Origin of the sequence: Marinobacter shengliensis, from assembly GCF_030297115.1 — a bacterium.
Lineage (GTDB): Bacteria > Pseudomonadota > Gammaproteobacteria > Pseudomonadales > Oleiphilaceae > Marinobacter > Marinobacter shengliensis.
In genome coordinates, this window is the sequence record NZ_AP028062.1 from 300,435 (window position 1) to 319,392 (window position 18,958).

16 protein-coding genes are annotated in these 18,958 nt (G+C 60.6%); 8 read left to right on the plus strand and 8 right to left on the minus strand.

What is annotated here, in order from left to right; all coding sequences use genetic code 11:
• The first annotated feature begins 129 nt into the window (after positions 1-129).
• The 5 genes from QUE75_RS01300 to QUE75_RS01320 are packed head-to-tail and all read left to right on the plus strand — an operon-like array spanning position 130 to position 8,578.
• On the plus strand, positions 130-1,371 hold the full coding sequence (locus QUE75_RS01300) for an efflux RND transporter periplasmic adaptor subunit (RefSeq protein ID WP_138436989.1): 1,242 nt from the start codon (positions 130-132) through the stop codon (positions 1,369-1,371).
• Complete coding sequence (locus QUE75_RS01305; protein WP_286253130.1) at positions 1,368-4,526, plus strand: efflux RND transporter permease subunit; 3,159 nt, start codon at positions 1,368-1,370, stop codon at positions 4,524-4,526. Before QUE75_RS01300 ends, QUE75_RS01305 begins: the two co-directional genes overlap by 4 nt.
• Positions 4,527-4,565: 39 nt before the next feature.
• The gene (locus QUE75_RS01310; RefSeq protein ID WP_061331424.1) at positions 4,566-5,216 is read left to right on the plus strand and encodes an ABC transporter ATP-binding protein; all 651 of its coding nucleotides are present in this window, start codon (positions 4,566-4,568) and stop codon (positions 5,214-5,216) included.
• A gap of 6 nt (positions 5,217-5,222) precedes the next feature.
• Positions 5,223-7,481 carry an FtsX-like permease family protein gene (locus QUE75_RS01315; protein ID WP_286253134.1) on the plus strand — a complete coding sequence of 753 codons (2,259 nt, stop codon included), beginning with the start codon at positions 5,223-5,225 and terminating at the stop codon, positions 7,479-7,481.
• Positions 7,478-8,578, plus strand: coding sequence for a lipocalin-like domain-containing protein (locus QUE75_RS01320; protein WP_286253135.1), 1,101 nt, complete (start codon positions 7,478-7,480; stop codon positions 8,576-8,578). The genes QUE75_RS01315 and QUE75_RS01320 overlap by 4 nt, the downstream gene beginning before the upstream one ends.
• Positions 8,579-8,582: 4 nt before the next feature.
• On the opposite strand, the gene QUE75_RS01325 is transcribed toward QUE75_RS01320, so the two are convergent.
• The 7 genes from QUE75_RS01325 to QUE75_RS01355 form a co-directional block, all read right to left on the minus strand.
• Positions 8,583-9,503: a flagellar motor protein MotB gene (locus QUE75_RS01325; protein WP_061331200.1), complete on the minus strand. Its 921-nt coding sequence runs from the start codon at positions 9,501-9,503 to the stop codon at positions 8,583-8,585.
• A 2-nt stretch (positions 9,504-9,505) separates the two neighbouring features.
• A complete protein-coding gene (gene pomA, locus QUE75_RS01330; RefSeq protein ID WP_061331199.1) occupies positions 9,506-10,282 on the minus strand; it encodes a flagellar motor protein PomA in 777 nt (258 codons plus the stop codon).
• Between the two features lie 63 nt (positions 10,283-10,345).
• Entirely contained in the window at positions 10,346-10,768 is a 423-nt protein-coding gene (locus tag QUE75_RS01335; protein WP_061331198.1) for a YkvA family protein, read from the minus strand.
• 56 nt (positions 10,769-10,824) lie between these two features.
• Positions 10,825-11,082, minus strand: a complete 258-nt coding sequence (locus QUE75_RS01340; RefSeq protein WP_318036578.1) for a TIGR03643 family protein — start codon at positions 11,080-11,082, stop codon at positions 10,825-10,827.
• Between the two features lie 9 nt (positions 11,083-11,091).
• The gene (locus tag QUE75_RS01345) at positions 11,092-12,735 is read right to left on the minus strand and encodes a phytoene desaturase family protein (protein ID WP_286253140.1); all 1,644 of its coding nucleotides are present in this window, start codon (positions 12,733-12,735) and stop codon (positions 11,092-11,094) included.
• On the minus strand, positions 12,729-13,217 hold the full coding sequence (locus tag QUE75_RS01350) for a DUF6231 family protein (protein WP_286253142.1): 489 nt from the start codon (positions 13,215-13,217) through the stop codon (positions 12,729-12,731). Before QUE75_RS01350 ends, QUE75_RS01345 begins: the two co-directional genes overlap by 7 nt.
• Positions 13,214-14,539, minus strand: coding sequence for a DASH family cryptochrome (locus QUE75_RS01355; RefSeq protein ID WP_286253144.1), 1,326 nt, complete (start codon positions 14,537-14,539; stop codon positions 13,214-13,216). Before QUE75_RS01355 ends, QUE75_RS01350 begins: the two co-directional genes overlap by 4 nt.
• A gap of 153 nt (positions 14,540-14,692) precedes the next feature.
• Between QUE75_RS01355 and QUE75_RS01360 the strand changes: the two genes are divergently transcribed.
• A complete protein-coding gene (locus QUE75_RS01360) occupies positions 14,693-15,805 on the plus strand; it encodes an S-(hydroxymethyl)glutathione dehydrogenase/class III alcohol dehydrogenase (protein ID WP_138436979.1) in 1,113 nt (370 codons plus the stop codon).
• 80 nt (positions 15,806-15,885) lie between these two features.
• On the opposite strand, the gene QUE75_RS01365 is transcribed toward QUE75_RS01360, so the two are convergent.
• A complete protein-coding gene (locus tag QUE75_RS01365) occupies positions 15,886-16,569 on the minus strand; it encodes a type 1 glutamine amidotransferase domain-containing protein (RefSeq protein ID WP_286253147.1) in 684 nt (227 codons plus the stop codon).
• Between the two features lie 174 nt (positions 16,570-16,743).
• Here QUE75_RS01365 and QUE75_RS01370 point away from each other — a divergent pair, with 174 nt between their 5' ends.
• Together QUE75_RS01370 and QUE75_RS01375 are read left to right on the plus strand one after the other, a co-directional pair.
• The gene (locus QUE75_RS01370) at positions 16,744-17,511 is read left to right on the plus strand and encodes a substrate-binding periplasmic protein (RefSeq protein WP_286253149.1); all 768 of its coding nucleotides are present in this window, start codon (positions 16,744-16,746) and stop codon (positions 17,509-17,511) included.
• Positions 17,508-18,890 carry a ribonuclease J gene (locus QUE75_RS01375; protein ID WP_286253151.1) on the plus strand — a complete coding sequence of 461 codons (1,383 nt, stop codon included), beginning with the start codon at positions 17,508-17,510 and terminating at the stop codon, positions 18,888-18,890. Before QUE75_RS01370 ends, QUE75_RS01375 begins: the two co-directional genes overlap by 4 nt.
• Positions 18,891-18,958: the final 68 nt, after the last annotated feature.

Here is an 18,958-nt window from a genome sequence, read left to right on the forward strand (position 1 = left end):
TGTTGGCTGACTGTCGGTTGTGGCTGTGAATATTTGTCGCACCCTGTTAACAATCCGAATACGGTAACGGGTTGTATAGTAACTTTGCGCGAAAGCGCGACTCAACCATCCTGAGCGTAGACACTACCCATGTACAAACGTTTTGTTCCTCTCCTGATTCTGGCCGCGGGTATTGCGGGCTTCATTGTGCTCAAGGCAACGCGCCCCGAGCCTGCCCAAGTGGCCGCCACCGAACGCAGCTGGCGGGTCGAGGTTCAGGTCGTGGCTCCAGCTACCGGGGTGCCTGTGTTGCCGTTGTACGGTGAAGTGGTGGCGCCTGACCAGCAAACGGTGGCTGCGACCATGGCTGGCCGCATTGCCGAGCGCCCGGCAGCGGAGGGTGCCCGGGTGAGCCGTGGTGACCTTTTGCTGGCCCTGGACGAAGCAGACATTGAGCCGGCTCTTGCCCAGGCGCGGGCTCAGGTTCAGGATTTGCAGGCCCAGATCCGCTCGGAGCAGGTTCGCCATCGGAACGACCAGCGCGCCCTGGAAAGTGAGCAGGCCATTGCGGACAACGCCCGCCGCCAGTTCGAACGGATTGAAGCCCTGGTGGGTCGGAACCTGGCTTCCCGGGAGAACCTGGAAACGGCAACCGACGCCCTGGCCCGGGCGGAACTGACGGTCAGTACCCGGGCGCGGGCCATCGATGAACACCCGGCCCGGTTGCAAAGCTTGCAGGCCAGATTACTGCAAGCCACCGCTAACCTGACGGCCACAGAACGGGACGGTGACAGGGCCCGCGTCGTCGCGCCCTTTGATGGTGTGGTTACCAACGTGCAGGTGGCGGTGGGTGATCAGGTATCCCGCAATCAGTCGCTGTTGTCGATTTATCCGCTGGCCGGGCTCGAAGTGCGCGCCAGGGTACCGGAAGTCTTCCAGCGGGAATTGATCGGGGCGCTGGAGCGGGGTGACACCCTCAACGCCTACAGCCGCAACCGGGAGCATCGGTTCACGTTAACCCGCTTTGCCGGGATTGCTGACCCCGCAGGCACCGAAGCGGTGTTGACACTCGACGGGGCGCCGGCGGGCTTGAGGCCGGGTGCGCTGCTGCCGCTGACCCTTGAGCGGCCCGCCCGGGAACAGGCGGTGGAAGTGCCATTCAGTGCCCTGTACGGCGCCGATAGCATCTATCTGATGACCGACGATCAGCGGATGCAGCGGGTGCAGGTGGAGCGCATCGGCGAGGCGATAGCCAGTAACGGCGAACGTCGTTTGCTGATCGCCGGTGAGCAGCTTACGCCAGGCGCCCGCCTGATCATTACCCACCTCCCCAATGCCATGACCGGCCTGAAAGTTGAAGTGGCCGGTGACAACGGGGAGTCGTCAGAGTGAGGCGCAGGAAAGGCATTATCGGTTTCTTCGTCCACCACCGGGTAGCCGGCAATCTGGTTATGCTGGTGATGATTCTTGGCGGTGTGTTGGCCCTGAGCCGGATGAACATCCAGTTCTTCCCTACCTTTGCGTTGGATGTGGTCAGTGTGCGGGTGGTCTGGAGCGGTGCGTCTGCCGAGGACGTCGAACGGGGGATCACGGACCCTCTGGAGCAACGGCTCCGAAGTGTCGATGGCCTGAAGAAAATGACGTCTACCTCCGCCCAGGGTATCTCCTCCATCACCCTGGAGTTCCATGAGGGCACCGATCCGATTCAGGCGGTGGACGACGTGCGCCAGCAGGTGGACGAATTCAATAACCTGCCGGCTGACGCTGAAGAACCGCAGGTAGCCCGCATCGAACGTTATGAGCCGGTAGCCCGCCTGTTGATCTATGGCGACGTGGACCGCAGTGAACTGCGCAATCTGGTGTACCGGTTTGAAGACGAGCTGTTGGACCGGGGCATTGACCGCATCGCTATCCGTGGTTTACCGGAGCAGCAGATCAGTATCGATGTGCCGGCGGAACGGCTGGAAACCCTCGGTCTCTCGCTTGAACAGATTGCCGACCGGGTAGCCTCCCTGTCACGGGATTTGCCAGCGGGTATGATGGCGCAGCAGGACGCTACCCGGGAACTTCGCTCTATCGAGCAACGGCGCAGCCCGCAGGCCTTTGAAACCGTTCCGGTGCTCAGTGGTGACCGGGTGCGGATGCAGCTGGGCGATATCGCTATCATCCGCCAGGAAGCCCGTGACAACCAGACGGTGATGGAGAACCATGGCGTGCCTGCGGTGGAACTACAGCTGCAGCGCTCGGAAAACGGCAACTCTCTGGCCGCCGCCAAGGTGCTGGAAATTTGGCTGGAAGACACCCGGCCGGTGCTGCCGGATTCCATCAAAATGGAAGTGTATGACGAAACCTGGCAACTGTTGCAGGATCGTATCTCCCTGTTGGTCAACAACGGCCTGGGTGGTCTGGTGCTGGTGGTGGGGTTGCTGTACCTGTTCCTGCCGGGGCGCGTGGCCATGTGGGTGGCGATCGGAATTCCCACCGCCTTTCTGGCCGCGCTGGCGGTGCTCTGGCTGATTGGTGGCTCCATCAACATGATTTCCCTGTTTGCCCTGATCATGGCGCTGGGGGTGATTGTGGATGACGCCATCGTGGTGGGTGAGGATGCCGATGCCCATGCGCGGATGGGCGAGGAATCCATTTATGCCTCCGAGGGTGCCGCCAAGCGCATGGTTTGGCCGGTGCTGGCATCGTCTCTGACCACGGTAGCGGCGTTTATGCCGTTGCTGGTGGTGGGGGGCGTGATTGGCAACATCCTGGGCGACATCCCCTTGGTGATGATCTGTGTCCTGATTGCCTCGCTGGTGGAGTGCTTCATTGTGCTGCCGGCGCACTTGCGCCACGCCTTCAAGCGTAAAACTGAAAAGGCGGGCCAGCCGGCGCCTGCAAAGCGTCAGCCAAACCCGGTCACTCGGCTTCGCAATGGCTTTGAGCGGCGGTTTGATGCTTTTCGCGATGGCCCGTTCCGGCGATTTTCCCGCTACAGCCTGAAGCATCGCGGCGTGACGGTGGCCAGCGCTCTGGCCCTGGCAATCCTCACCGTCGGTCTGCTGGCTGGCGGTCGTCTGGGCTTCAATTTTTTCCCGACACCGGAGCCCTCGGTGTTCTATGCCAACGCCAGTTTTGTCGCCGGTACCGATAAACGCGAGGTGGCGGATTTCATGCGCGAGATGCAGCGCGCGCTGAATGAAACAGAGCAGGCGCTGGGCGGTAACCTGATTCTCCATGCGGTGACCACCTACGGCGCTACCCAGGGAGCCGAGGGCAGTTCCCGCAACGACGATGAGTTGGGCTCGATGCTGGTGGAACTGGTGCCGTCGGATCGGCGCGACGTCCGCAACCCGGAGTTCATTGAGCAATGGCGCAAGCGCCTTCCGTTACCCGCAGGGCTGGATTCGCTCAACATCAGTGAGCGCCAGTCCGGACCGCCGGGGCGGGATGTGAACATTCGCCTGACCGGCGACAGCGCCGATAACCTCAAACGCGCGGCCGACGAAGTGGCCCAGGCTCTCAGTACCCTGCCGGGAGTGCTGGATGTGGAAGACGACATGCCCTGGGGCCGGGAGCAGTTGATCTATCAGGTTAGCCCCTATGGTGAAGCCCTGGGCCTGACCACCGTGGATCTCGGGCGTCAGCTGCGGGCAGCCTTTGATGGCCGGATTGCCCAGATCTATCAGGACGGCCGTGACGAGATCGAAGTGCGGGTGCAGCTACCCCGCGATCAACGGGAGCGGTATTCCACCCTCGAGCAAATGATGGTGCGTATTCCGGATGGCCGATTCGTGCCGTTGACCCAGGTAATGAACCTGGACCACCGTCAGGGCTTCCAGGCTCTGCGCCATGCCGACGGCAAACTGGCGGTGGAGGTGACCTCGGCCCTGAATACCCGGGTGGCCACCACCGATCAGGTACTGGAAAGCCTGCAGGCCGGCGCCCTGCCGGATATCGCCAGTCGGTATGGCGTGCGTTACAGCTTCGAGGGGCGGTCTGCCGATCAACGGGAAACCATGGACGACATGAAAACCGGCCTGGTGATCGGTATCGCACTGATGTATGTGGTGCTGGCCTGGGTGTTTGCCTCCTGGAGCCTGCCGCTGATCGTAATGGCGATCATTCCCTTTGCCCTGGTGGGTGCCTTGTTGGGGCACTGGCTGATGGGGTTGCAGCTCACCATTCTGTCGTTGTTCGGCCTCTTCGGCTTGTCCGGTATTGTGGTCAACAACGCGATTATTCTGGTGTCGTTCTATAACCAGCAGCGCCAGAAAGGACTGGGTATTACCGATGCCCTCAATGAGGCGGCCGTGCAGCGGGTTCGAGCGGTACTGTTGACCTCCCTCACCACCATTGGTGGCTTGCTGCCGCTGTTGTTTGAAACCTCCCTGCAGGCGCAGTTCCTGATTCCCATGGCGACGTCCATCGCCTTTGGCCTGGGCCTGTCCACTTTCCTGGTGTTGCTGGTGATACCGGCACTGTTGTCGTGGCTGGAGCAGTTCCGGGAATGGCGTGCGCAGCGCCATGGCGAAACGCCGGAACCCCTGCAGGGTTGAACGTTGGGGGGCGAATTGGCCAACGGGGAGAACGTTAAGGTGCACAGTGCAGTAAACGTCAGCGGTTTACGTAAAACCTTCGGCCAGGGCGATTCGGCCGTTGCCGTGTTGTCTGACCTGGGCTTTGATCTGCCTGCCGGCAGTTCGTTGGCCCTGATGGGGCGTTCCGGCTCTGGCAAGTCCACCTTGCTGAATATTCTGTGTGGGCTGGAGCAAGTGGATGCCGGCACCGTGACATTGTTTGGCGAGTGCGGCCGGACCGCAGACTGGCCACGCCTGCGCCGCGAGCGAATCGGTGTGGTGTTTCAGGAAGCCAACCTGATGCCCACCTTGTCGCTGCTGGATAACGTGCGCTTTCGCGCTTCGCTGGCCGGCCAGCCGGAAACCCGTTGCCAACATTGGCTGGAGGTGCTTGATATCGGGGAGCTCGGCCACCGGTTTCCGGACCAGGTGTCTGGCGGCCAGCGCCAGCGGGCCGCGCTGGCCATGGTCTTCGCCATGGCGCCGGATCTGATTCTGGCAGACGAACCCACCGGCAGCCTGGATCGCAACACGGCCAACGAGGTGGCTGATGAGCTGTTCAGGCTCCAGGGCGATACCGGTTGCAGCCTGATTCTCGCTACCCACGACCCGGAGCTGGCTGCCCGCTGCCAGCAGACGCTGGACCTTGGCCATCGGTCCGGGGGCTGAGCGCCCATGACGGTGTTTACCGCCCTATTCAGCCACTATCGCCGGCACCCCTGGCAGGGCGCCGCGCTGGCCCTTCTGATGCTGCTGGCCACCGCCTTGTGGACCGGTATTCACCACCTCACCAGCCAGGCCCGCGACAGCCTCGGCCAGAGTGAACGGCTGGTGGAGGTGCGTGAACAGGTGCAGCGAGTTGATGGCGCAGCGCTCACGGTGGAGGATTTTGTCTTGCTTCGCCGCCAGGGCCTGTGCGTGATGCCTTGGCTGGAAGTCTTGCCGGAGGGGCAGTCCCGCCGGGTGATTGGCGTCGACCCTTTGGCAGCCCTGTGTTTTCAGGGCCAGGCTGATGTCGCCAGCTTCGATGGCCAGCCACTGGTCGGCCAGCCGTTTCTGGATATCGCCGACGCAGCTTCTCTAACGGCCGCCGAACAGCAGCTGTTCCTGATCCTGGCCGCGGGCGAGGGTCCTTTGCCCTCGGCCTATCGCGTGGCCCCTTTCGCTTTGTCACCGGATACCGGTCAGCTGGGTGACAGTTTCCTGCTGAACCTGGATGCCTTGAGTGTGCTGGTGTGGCTGATTACCGGGTTGCTCCTGCGCAGTGTCTATCTGTTGTCGCTGTCCCAGCGCCGGGACAGTTTCGCGCTCCTTGCCCGCTTTGGGGTGTCTGGCCGGCGGGTGCGCGGGCATCTGCTATTGGAGCTTCTGTGTCTTGCCGCTCTCACCCTGATTCCCGGTATCTGGCTGGGCCAGGCGCTGGCATCGGTACTGGAAGGTGGCTTCACCAATGTCATGGAAGGACTGTTTGATAGCCGTCAGTTAGCGACCGGCGGCAATCACTGGCGGGTGCCCGCATTGGTGATGACCGTACTGCTGCTCGCCGTGGCCATGGTGGATTGGCTGATGCCGATGGTTGCCCGCGTCACGCCGAGCAGCCGCCTGCGGCCCGCAGCGGCCACATTGTTGGTGTCGGTTGGCCTGGCTGGTGTGTGGCTGGCTAATGCCTTGTGGCTGCTGTTTGTGGCACTGGCACTGGTGTTAGCCGGTATCGGGTGGTTAATGCCCCGGGGCCTGTCGTTGATGTCTGGTGCGGGTGTGCGTGCCAGCGCGCAACCGCGTTGGCGCTGGTGGTGGGCGGAGTTTGGCGTGTTGTGCCGGCGCCTGGCGTTGCCCCTGGTGGCGTTACAGTTCTCCCTGGCCATGGTGTTGGCCGTGCAGGCTTTGGTGATTACCTTTGAAGACACCTTTGATCGCTGGTTGAGCCAGCGATTGTCGGCGGATGTCTACGTGCAGGTGCCCGAGGGCGCGGACAGCGCACTGGCTGCCAACTGGCTGACGGAGCATCTCCCAAGCGCAGACGAAGGGCTTTGGCACCATGTCCAGCGTGGCTTGGGCCGCTTCCGGCATGGGCAAGCCTGGCAGGATGTGGATATCTTTGCCGTGGCACCGGTTGGCCCATTGATGACCGGCTGGGGCCTGCTTGAGCAGACATCACAGCCCTGGCAGACACTGGCGTCTGGTGCCGGTGTGATGGTTAACGAGCAGCTCGCCTACCGCCTGGACTTGTCCGTGGGCGAAGAGCTGGAGCTGGTGCTGGCGGAGCAGGCCCTTAACTTGCCGGTGCTGGGTATCTACCCGGATTACGGCCGGCCTGCGGGGGAAGTGCTGATTGCAGGGCAAATTCTGCCGGCGGACTTTGAGGTGACCTTCGAGAGCTTCTCGATCTCCCCGGCCAGTGTCCCTATTGAAACCATCACTGACGCGTTGCGGGCACTCTGGGCCGAGCCGGCATTGACCATCCGGGACAATCGTGCCATTCAGGACCTGGCCAACCGGGTGTTCGAGCAGACCTTTATGCTGACCCGTGCCATGACGGTGCTGACCCTGGCCCTGGCGGCGGTTGCCCTGTTACTGATGGGCTGGGTATTTCTGTCCACCCGCCTGTGGTACTTCCGGCTGCTGGAAGTCTGGGGTATGACTAAAGCAGAAATCTTCCGGAAACTCCTGCTGTTGGCGCTGGCAGTGACCCTGAGTGCAGCGGCGCTGGCTTTACCGCTGGGTGTTGGCCTGACCTGGGTGCTGGTGCAGCGCATCAACCCCCTGGCCTTCGGCTGGTCACTGCCGATGGCTGTCTATCCGGTTTTCTGGTTGGAATTACTGGCCCTGGCGTTGCTCATCGGCGGCTGTATTGCCTTGCTGATGCGCCGGCAGTTGGGGCGCCCTGCGGTTCGCCCTTCGGTGACCGGTAGCGTGACGGGAGAAGAGCGATGAGGCTTCGTTGGCTGACCATGTTGCTTGTCTACGGGCTGCTTGCAGGCTGCAGCGAGCCGGGCACAGACGCGGGTTTTGCCGGTCTGGGCGGAACGGCCGGCCCTGACGACGGATTTGAGCAGCCGGGACCGGGCACGGAACTGGTTTTCCCCCGGGACTTCGGCCCTCATCCGGCCCATCGCATCGAATGGTGGTACCTCACCGCGAATTTGGAAACGGACGCTGGCGAACCGCTGGGCTTGCAATGGACCCAGTTCCGCCAGGCCATCGAGCCCCGGGATTATGAATCCCCGTCACCGGAGCCCTCGGGCTGGCCATTGCAGGCGGCCTGGATGGCCCATGCCGCCGTCAGCTACCGGGAGCAGCATTGGTTCGGTGAACGCCTGGCCCGGGGTGATCTGGGCCAGGCGGGTGCCACCGCGGAGCCCTTCCAGGTCTGGCTCGACCACTGGCAACTGAGCACGGGCGAGTCCCCGAACCAGTGGCAGGTACAGGTCAGTCATGGGCAGCCCGATAAGGAGAACTACTGGGCGTTTGACCTTGAACTGACCGTGCGGGGGGCGCCGGTGGCCCACGGGGTTGACGGGTTTAGTGCCAAGTCGGCCAGCGGTGAAGGGTCCATGTATTTCAGCCTGGTGGACATCGAGGTGACCGGACAGGTGAGGTTAGGGCGTGAAACGCTGCCGGTAAGGGGCAAGGCCTGGTTCGACCGGGAGTGGAGTAGCCAGTTTCTGAAAGCGGGCCAGCAGGGCTGGGACTGGTTTGCCCTGCACCTGGACTCCGGCGACAAACTGATGGCATTCCAGCTTCGGGAGCAGCAAGATCATTTCCGCTCTGGCACCTGGATACCGGCGGGTGGTGAGCCGATTGCCCTGGCTCCGGGCCAGTTGCAGTTGGAACCGGGCACCGGCGCGGAGCCTGTGCCCACCCGGTGGCGCTTGGCGGTGCCGGACCATGATATTGATCTGACGCTGTCGGCTCCACCAGGTAACTACACCAATGATGGTTTGTATCCCTACTGGGAAAGCCCGGTAACGGTGACTGGCAGTCACGAAGGGGTGGGGTATATGGAGCTTACGGGCTACTCCGAGCCGTAGCGCTTTACCAGACCAGGTCGCCGGATGGTGAAGCCTGCTCAGACCGCAGATCAATGATTGCTTCCTGGCTTTGCTGCTCGGCTTCAATCAGCTCCCGCAGCCGGATTTCCTGTTCTTCCAGGGGGCCGGACAGATCAATGATGATTTCCACGCGCCGGTTCTTGGCCCGGTTGTCTGCGGTGGTGTTTGCGACCCGGGGGCGGGTATCGGCCAGGCCGGTTACTCGCAGGCGCTCGGGCGACACCTGATCCCGCGCCAGCAGCACATTCGCCACGGCGGCTGCCCGGGCCGCTGACAGGTCCCAGTTGCTGAAGAATCTTTCCGTGCGGATCGGGATGTTGTCGGTGTGGCCTTCCACCGCCAGATCGCCGGGCATGTCGGCCAGTACCTCTGCCATGTCAAGCAGCAAGCCCTCGAATTCCCAGGTCAGCTGAGCAGACCCGGACGGGAACGAGCCCTTCTCTTCGACCCGGATTACAATTCGGCGCTGGTCTTCCGAGACATTAATGCGCCCGTCCATAATCGCCGGCTCCAGTACTTCCAGGATCTCTGCCAGGTTGGCATCCATCTGTTCCTGAATAGCGTCCTGCACCGCCTGCTCGGTGGGGTCGTTAAGCGTCTGCAGTTGTGGCTGCTGATCGGTGGTGGTCTGGCGTATTTCATTGACCACGGTCGGCTCCGGCGGTGCCGGTGAGAACTTGTCGAAGATCGGGCTGGTGCCCATGGGGATTTCGAGGGCCGGAATTTCGCGCTGAACACCGAAGGCTTTGGACAGTTCACCGGCAATCTGCTTGAACTTCTGGGCGTCGATTTCGGAGAACGACAGCAGTAACACGAAGAAGCACATCAGCAACGACATCAGGTCGGCAAAGGTGACCACCCAGGCCGGTATCGCGCGCTTTTCCTCTTCCGGTAACTCGTCCATGGTCAGTCGCTTGCCGTCTCCGCTTCACCGTTCTTTGCGCGCTCTTTCGGGGGCAGGTAAGAAGACAGCATCTGTTCAATGATTCGGGGGTTGGTGCCTTCCTGTATGGCCACCAGCGCATCAATGTAGAGGGACTGCATACGGGCTTCTTCGGTCATTCGCAGCGACAGTTTGTCGGCGATGGGCGTGGCAATCATGGTGGCGATCATGGCGCCGTAAAGCGTGGTGAGGAGCGCCACCGCCATGGCCGGGCCGATGGATTTCGGGTCTTCCATGTTCGACAGCATCTGTACCAGGCCGATCAAGGTACCGATCATACCCATGGCCGGCGCCACATCAGCCAGGGCGTTGAACACCTTGGCCCCGGAACGGTTGTGGTCCAGGGTCATCAACCGCTCTTTGTTAAGCAGTTGCTTGATGGTGTTGGCGTCCTGGCCATCCACCAGCATCTGAATGCCCTGGGCCAGAAACGGCGAGCTGACGTCCCGGCCCTCAAGCCCCAGAACACCCTGTTTGCGGGCAATCTGGGCGACTTCAACCAGCTCGTCTATGCTGGCCTGGGTTTCCGGTAGCTTGAACTTGAACGCCCGGGCAGCCACCTTGAAGGCATCAAGAAACTGGAAAAAGCTGAATTTGGCTAGAACCACCAGCAGGCTGCCGCCCACTACAATCAGTAGTGACGCCGGGTTTAAAAATACCTCGGGAGACACGCCCAGTATCACCGCCGATGCGATAAGCATGATGGCGCCGACCAGGCCGATCAGGGTGGCAAAATCCACGGTTACTCCGTTAACTGCTGGGGGTTGAAGTCAGGGGGCGAGAGAATACCCTTTGATTATTCCTTAATCAATTGTCACCGTGGTGACATCGTCGGATTCCCGGTGTTCTTTCCAGGCGGCGTAGCGATGCAGGTCTGATTCCACCAGTTTCAGGCACAGTGCCACTACGCCGGCGTCGTCCAGAAAGCCGATGCCGAAAATGATGTCCGGAATCAGATCGATGGGGTTCAGCACATACAACAGCGCGCCGGCGATGGCGGCAATGCTTTTCCAGGGAATGGCCCGGTAATCGCCCCGCCAGTAATCCCGTATCAGGGAAAACATCAGCCGCACGTCGGTGGCGAACCGTTGCAGCCGGCCACTGCCCCGAACCTTTTCCTCAATGGCTTTCTGCCGTTCCAGCAGCGGCTTCAGGTCTTCCTTGGCGACCTTATCTGCTTCCTGTTTCAGTTGCGTTGCTGCTGCTCTTTCAGAGAACAATGCCATAGCTGTGCTCAATGGTTATCCGATGACTGTAACGGTAACGAAAGTCGTCCATGTCGTCATCTGTGTTTGTACTGGGTCGGGCAGTAAGCCCGCAAAACACCTTCCGGCCTTAATCGCGCATGTTTGGTGCTGCGCCCACTCACCCTCTTGCGCCAGAGCCTGAAACTGCCGGGTTTCAGCTCATGGCGCATCAGGCTGATTACGTCTTTTTCCGGCAGGCCATAGCAGGCTTCGATGGCCTCAAAGGGTGTGCGGTCTTCCCAGGCCATTTCGATAACCCGAGACAGGTCTTCAGGTGTTAGTGTGGAGCTCATCGCAGCACCTCAGCCCACAAAGATTCGTTTGGCCAGGCCTGCGCCTTTCAGACCTCGGATCGCCAGGGTGGTCACCAGCCCGCCAATCATCGCGCCCACCACACCGCAGGTGAGTATGTCCTGCCCGGTCAGGTACAGGCCGGGGATGTCGGTTTTCGGCCGCAGCCAGCGTTGTTCAAAGCGTTCCGGTGTGTGGTCCAGGCCATAGAGTTCGCCTTGCTCGTAACGGCAGAACCAGGCAGTCGACAGCGGTGTGGAGGTTTCCACATAGTCCACCTTGCCCCGGAGCTGGGGCAGCTTCTCATACATCACCTCCAGCAACTGGTCGGTGATCCGGGCTTTCACTGCCTCGTAATCATCACCTCGTTTGCCCCAGGTGGAGCCCTGCCAGGGCTCAAACATCTCCCAGGTGGTGGGGGCCACAATCTCGATGGTGGACGTGCCCGGCCAGCGATTCTGGTAATCCGGGTCTTTGGCCGCCGGGAACGAGATGTAGACCACGGGGAAAGGCGCGTTATGGGGATCACTAAGGAACCGCTCCACATTGCCATCGTGGTCTGCGCTCGGGTAAATCCAGAAGTTGGTGCGGGGCAGGCCGAGCTGGTCGGGCGTGCCTTTCAGACCGATGTAAAGACCGATATGTGGCATGGACGGCTTGATGTGTTCCCGATTGCCGGGATAGCCAATGCGGTCAGCGATGGACTCGGGCAGCAGTCGTTCGAAGGTATTGATCACCCCCGCATTGCTGATCACCAGTGGGGCGCGGATGTCATGGCCGTCGGCCATACGCACGCCAACGGCCTTGCCCTTCTCGATCAGGATATCCTTCACGTCGGCGTAGGTGAGCACATCGCCACCGCCGGCCTGAATCACCGGGATGATGGTTTTGGCAATTTCCGAGGCGCCGCCCACCGGGTAGAAGCCACCATACAGGTAATGCTTGGCGATCAGCGCGTGCACCATAAAGCTGGAATGTTTGGGCGTCACGCCGCAATCGCCCCACTGGCCGGTGATGGCGCCAATCAGCTCCTGGTTGTCGGTCAGGTCGCTTAACACCTCGTAGGTGGTCCGGTTAAAGCAGTCCGGGAGGACGGTTTTCAGGCCCCGGGAAACCAGCGGGCCGGCCAGGGCCGGGGACAGTTTGGACAGGGTGTACCACTGCATGCCGTCGGCAACTTTTCCGAGCAGGGCCAGGTAGCGATCGATGGCTTCGCTTTCGTTTGGGAACGAGGCCAACAGGGAATGCCGCAGGCCCTCCTTGCCGGCCCGAAGGTTGACGACCTTGTCGCCCAGGAAGAAACGGTCGTAGTTCTCGTCCATGGGCGCCCATTCGAGCTTGCCATCGGTGATGTAATCGAACAGCCGGCGGCCAAGAGTATGGCGGGCGCCCATGTCTCCAATGTAGTGCACACCCACGTCCCATTCATAGCCGTTGCGGGCATAGCTGTGGGTGTAGCCGCCAGCGGTGTAATGCTGTTCCAGAACCAGCACCTTGTAGCCGGCCTTGGACAGGCAGGCGGCGGTGGTCAGGCCGCCAATACCAGAGCCGATCACCAGGGCGTCATAAGGGCCTTTCAAACGGCTGGCCCGATAGCGGGTGCCGATACGGATGGAGCTGGGTGTCAGTGTTTTTGAGGTTGTTTTCTTTACCACCACGATTTTCCCCACATGTGCGGATTGGCCCAGTTATCGGGATTGTTCCAGGCCCGTTTATGGTTGTAAGTATCCAGATTGTAGGTGTAAAGCGTGAGTGCGCCGTTCTCGGTTTCCAGCTCTGCGTGGCGCTGGAAACCCAAAGCGATGAAATCGGTAAAGCCCCAATCGGAGGACTGGGGCATAACGACGGCAATCTGGCGGGCGCCGTAGTTCCTCAGCTGGCCCAGTAACAGGGCGCCTTCTTCATAGGGAAGGTGCTCAAGGGTGTCGGTGATCAGGGCCAGATCCGGTGTCTGGGCCGGTGGCAGGTGGGCGTTTGGGTCTTTGGTGTCCAGAGTCAGTAACTGGCACCCTGCCTGCTGCTTCCAGACTGCTGCAACGTCGTTGGCGGTGCTTCCGCAAGAAAGCAGGGTTTGGGGTTGGCTGGTGTCGATGATTCGTGCCAGAACCTTGGCCGGGCTGTCCGCTGATGTGCTCATAGAATGGGCCAGTCTGCTGCGTCCACGGTATGCAGGCCCACCGGTTGTGAAGACCTGCCCTGCCATCGCTCAACGAAGGCTCCATCAGGATCGTATTGTTGCGCCTGCTTGTCCAGATTGAATTGCCGCAAGCCTCGCGGGTCTGCGCCCACGCCGGCCAGGTACTGCCAGTTGCCGTAGTTGCTGGCGACATCGTAATCTACCAGCTGCTGCTCAAACCAGGCTGCGCCGTAGCGCCAGTCCAGCTCCAGTTCGTGCACGAAGCAACTGGCGACCAACTGCCTGGCCCGGTTGCTCATGTAGCCGGTTTCGCGCAGTTGGTTCATGGCGGCGTTGACGATGGGATACTGGGTGTTTCCTTCACACCAGGCCTTAAAACGATGGCCATAGAAGGTCACCTGCCGATGCTTGCGTTGCACACCATCCCGGCGGAACAGGTGGCTGCCGTGTTTGAGCGCGCACCAGTAGAAGTATTCGCGCCAGAGCAGTTCGAACCAGAGCCAGTAGGTGGAATCGTTACGGGTGTGCTGGCGTTCGTAATCTTCGATGGTGGCAGCCACCTCCCGAGCTGACAGGCTGCCATTGGCCAGCCAGGGGGAAAACTTGGAGGACGAGTCCCAGTCATCCAGGGCGTTGCGGGTTTCCTTGTAGGTGGCAATGCCGTGGTTGCCAAAGCAATACTCTTGCAGGCGCGCCAGCCCGGCAGTCTCTCCGCCTGTAAACGTCAGCGCCGATGAGGGCTCCGGGATAGGCGGGCATTCACCCCGGTTGTCTTCCGGGAACCCGGGCGGCGGTGGCAGGGCGGTCAGCGTGCGAATACGCAGAAGATCGGGGCCCCGGTCGCCCTGCTTCTCGATCCGCTTGCGGAACTGGGAAAAGGTTCCGGGCAGCTCGCTGAGAGGCATAGGCAGCGAGCCTTCCGTATACAGGCTCAGTGTTTCGAACTCCTGAAACAGGGTGTTTGGCAGCTTCTGTTGAAGCGTCTGCCACTGTTGCGCTTCGATGGTGCCGGGCTGGCGTGAGCGAATAACGCGATCAACGGAATGCTGGTGAACCAGTTCAGGGAGTGCCTGCTCCGGTTCTCCGAAGGCAATATGCAGGCGCTGCCCCAAGGCCCGCAGGCTGCGCTCCAGGTCGGTCAGGCTTTGCCACAGAAACCGCCATCGATGCTCACCCATCGCCCGGCACTGGAATGGCCCGTTGGCAAACGACCGGGGATCCACCACGTACACGCACAGCAACATGTCAGAGCGGGCCGCTGCCAGTAGCGCTGCGTTATCGTGCATTCGCAGGTCGCGGGTAAACCAGTAAAGCGTTTTCAAAGTATTAAACCTTCTGAAAAAGTTACCGGAACATACGTCAGTAATTGCCCGGAGGATTGGCGTCTGTTTCAGGCCTTGAGGGCACTGACGTGCTAAAGTCCAAGGTTAATGCTGGCAGGCAATTCGACTCAACCGGATACCAGGAGATTGAAAGTGATTAAATCCCGCGCGGCTGTAGCCTTTGAGGCTAACAAGCCACTGGAAATTGTGGAAGTGGATGTGGCGCCGCCTCAAGAGGGCGAAGTGCTGGTGAAGATTGTCGCCACCGGTGTGTGCCATACCGATGCCTACACTCTGTCTGGTGCCGACCCGGAGGGCCTGTTCCCGACGATTCTGGGCCATGAAGGTGGGGGCATTGTGGAAGCGGTTGGCCCGGGCGTGAAAGACCTGAAGGTAGGTGACCATGTCATCCCTCTGTACACCGCTGAGTGTGGCGAGTGTAAGTTCTGTACCTCTGGCAAGACCAACCTGTGCGGTGCGGTGCGGGCGACCCAGGGCAAAGGCGTGATGCCGGATGGTACTTCCCGTTTCTCGTACAACGGCCAGCCTCTGTACCACTACATGGGCTGCTCTACCTTCTCCGAATACACCGTGCTGCCGGAAATTTCCCTGGCCAAGATTCCCAAAGAAGCACCTCTGGAAAAGGTGTGCCTGCTGGGTTGTGGTGTCACCACCGGTATCGGTGCGGTGATGAACACCGCAAAGGTGGAAGAGGGTGCCACTGTGGCCATCTTCGGCCTGGGGGGAATTGGCCTGGCAGCGATCATCGGCGCCACCATGGCCAAGGCCAGCCGAATCATCGCCATCGACATCAACCCTGGCAAGTTTGATATCGCCAGGCAGCTGGGTGCCACCGACGTGGTCAACCCCAACGACTACGACAAGCCGATTCAGGAAGTCATTGTCGAGATGACCGACGGCGGTGTGGACTATTCCTTCGAATGCATCGGTAACGTCAAGGTGATGCGTGCAGCCCTGGAATGCTGCCACAAGGGCTGGGGTGAGTCGGTGATTATCGGCGTGGCCGGTGCCGGTGAAGAAATCAGCACCCGCCCGTTCCAGCTGGTGACAGGCCGGGTGTGGCGTGGCTCCGCGTTTGGTGGCGTGAAGGGCCGTACCGAACTGCCGTCCTACGTGGAGAAGGCCGAGAAGGGTGAGATTCCGCTGGATGTATTCATCACCCATGAAATGCCGCTGGAAGACATCAACAAGGCGTTCGACCTGATGCACGAAGGCAAGAGCATCCGTACGGTGATTCACTTCTGATCAGGGTTGCACCCAGGTCAGAACGTTAAAGGGGAGGCCGCCGGCCTCCCCTTTGTTTTTTCGGTCATGGACTCAGCCTGTTAGCTGGCCTGTAACGCCTGCACCACGGCCTTGGCGGTGCCCTCGGAAGAGGCCGGGTTTTGCCCGGTGATCAACTTGCCGTCCACCACAATGTGCGGTGCCCAGTCATCGCCACGGGTATAGCGGGCGTTGTTCTGCTTGAGCATGTCTTCCAGCAGAAACGGCACGATGTTGGTGAGCTGAACGGCGTCTTCTTCGGTATTACTGAAACCGGTGACTTCCCGGCCGCCTACGATGTTCTGATCCGGCTTGACGAACACGTTCTTGAAAACCGCCGGGGCGTGGCAAACAGCGCCAATCACCTTGTCCTGCTCGTAGGCCGTCTTGATCAGGGCGATGGACTTTTGATCCTCTGCCAGATCCCACAGCGGGCCGTGGCCACCGGGGTAGAAAATGGCATCGAACTGGTTCATGTCCACATCCGCCAGCTTTTTCGTGCTGGCGAGCATTTCACGGGCGTGAGTGTCGTCCATGAAGCGGCGGGTGGATTCAGTGAGGGCGTCTTCGGCTTCACTGTTGGGGTCTACCGGCGGCTGACCGCCTTTAGGGGACGCGAGGGTAGTGTCGGCGCCTGCGTCCTTGAAGACGTAAAACGGTGACGTGAACTCTTCCAGCCAGAAGCCTGTCTTGTGGCCGGTATCGCCCATTTGGTCATGGGAAGTCAGTACCATCAGTATCTTCATTGTGGTCGATCCTTGTGTCGGAGTTCAGAAACGAGTTTGATGTGCCTTACCCCGAGACCTTGTGACGGGATGGCGATATTTCAACAGGGATTACGGTTACAGGTAGGTTATGGATGCTGCGGCCTACTATACTGTCATCGTTTTACACTCATTTGACCATGGATTGAGGCCGAAATGGACGTGAGAAACGTAAGGCTCCGGCTGGCATCTTTGCTGCTGCTCTTCACCATGCCAGTACTTGCGCAGCAGGGCACGGAAACCGTCGAACCACTCACGGTCACCGTCGGGGTGAACCATTCTCCGCCCTACCGAATACTGGAAGCCGGCCATAAAGGTGGCCTCTATCTGGAGATTTTCGAGGAAATTGCCGATCGCCTTGGTTGGCAGGTGAAGTACCGGGAGGCGCCGTTTCGGCGTGTACTGCTGATGCTGCAAAGAGGGGAAGTGGATGTAATGTTGGGGCCGCTGAGAACCGACGGTCGCGAGGACTACATGACCTTCGTTGCCCCCGCTTTCCCTCCGGAGCGCCGTCTTTTCTTCTATCTGGATGACGACCACCGGATCACCCGCTACAACGATCTTTACGGAAGAACGGTTGGCGTCCTGGATGGCGCCACCTACTTCAGCCGGTTTGATCGCGACAGGGATCTGATCAAAGAATCGGCACCGCACTACGAGAACCTGATGCTGATGATGGAAAAAGGCCGGGTGGATGTGGTGATCGCTCCGGAACTTGTAGGCCTGTACACCATCAGTCGATTGCAACTCCCGGCGCAGGTATCTCCGTTTTTTGTGCCGGGCGAACGTTCCTGGATTGCGGTGTCGGATAAATCGCCTGCGCTAAAATATGCTGACGACATTCGCGCGGCCCTGAAGCTGATCGAACGTGAAGGTATCAAGGAAAATCTTGTGTTGAAGTACCTGGAACAACCCGCTCAATGACCCCTGACCACAACGATTTATGGTTTTTGCCCCTTGGCGGCACGGGTGAAATCGGTATGAACCTGAACCTCTACGGCCACGATGGCCAGTGGTTGATGGTGGACTGCGGGGTGACCTTCCCCAAGCCGGGCCGTATCGCGGCCGATGGCACCGTGCACCATCGTGGTGAGCCACCGGTGCAGATGGCAGACCCGGCGTTTATCGCCGACCGGCGGGACAAACTGGCGGGGTTGATCATTACCCATGCCCACGAAGATCACATCGGCGCCGTGCCCTATCTCTGGCCACTGCTGCAGTGCCCCGTCTACACCAGCCGATTTACCGCTGAAATCCTGCGCCGAAAGCTGGCGGAGTTTGATCTGTTGCATCGGGTACCGATCATCGAGGTGGACACCGGAGAGCGCCGGCAGATCGGCACGTTCAATGTGCAGTGGCTGGCACTCACCCACTCGATTCCCGACCCCAATGCCCTGATGATCCGCACCCAGATTGGCAACATTTTCCACAGCGGTGACTGGAAGCTGGATGATAATCCGTTGGTTGGTCACGGTTACGCCACATCCACGTTTACCGATCTGGCGGAAGAAGGTGTGGCCGCCATGGTCTGTGATTCCACCAACGCCACCGTGCAGGGCCACTCGGTCTCCGAGGCGGCGCTGCACGAAGGCCTGCGGGACCTGATTGCGGTGGCCGAGGGGCGGGTGATTGTCACCTGCTTTGGCAGCAATATTGCGCGCCTGCACACGCTGGCCAGTATTGCCCGGGAAACAGGCCGCTACATGGGATTGCTGGGCCGCTCGTTGGTAAACATGAGTGGTGCGGCCAAGGCTACGGGGCTTTGGCCGGGCTCAGACAAACTGATCAGCCCCGCCCATCTGGGCTACCTGCCGCGCCATGAGGTGCTGGGTGTGGCCACCGGCAGCCAGGGTGAACCTCGAACCGCGTTGCGGCGCCTTGCCCAGGGCAGCCACCCGGATTTTGAGCTGGAAGCCGGTGACACGGTGATTTTCAGTGCCCGGGCAATACCCGGCAATGAAGAAGCCATCGAGGCGCTGATCAGCCAGCTGCGCAAACTGGGGGTGATTGTGATTACCGCCGAAGACGCGGGCGTGCCCATTCATGCCTCAGGCCATCCGGCCCAGGATGAACTTAAGGCGATGTATCGCTGGGTTCAGCCCCGCATTGCCATTCCTGTTCACGGTGAGGCTGAACATATGGACGTGCATGCCGATCTTGCGAAAGGTGCAGGCGTGCCCAGGGCCATGGTTGGCCGAAATGGCGACCTGTTCATGGTGCGGCCAGTGCCGGGTATTCGGCGTCAGGTCGTCGAGACAGGGCGGTTGGGGTGGCAAAAGCAGGAATTGGTCAGAGTCTATTGATGGCTGCAAGGAACTTAGTAAGCTTATGATGGTCTATGTCGCCAATCCGTGAGTGACGCAAGGGAATG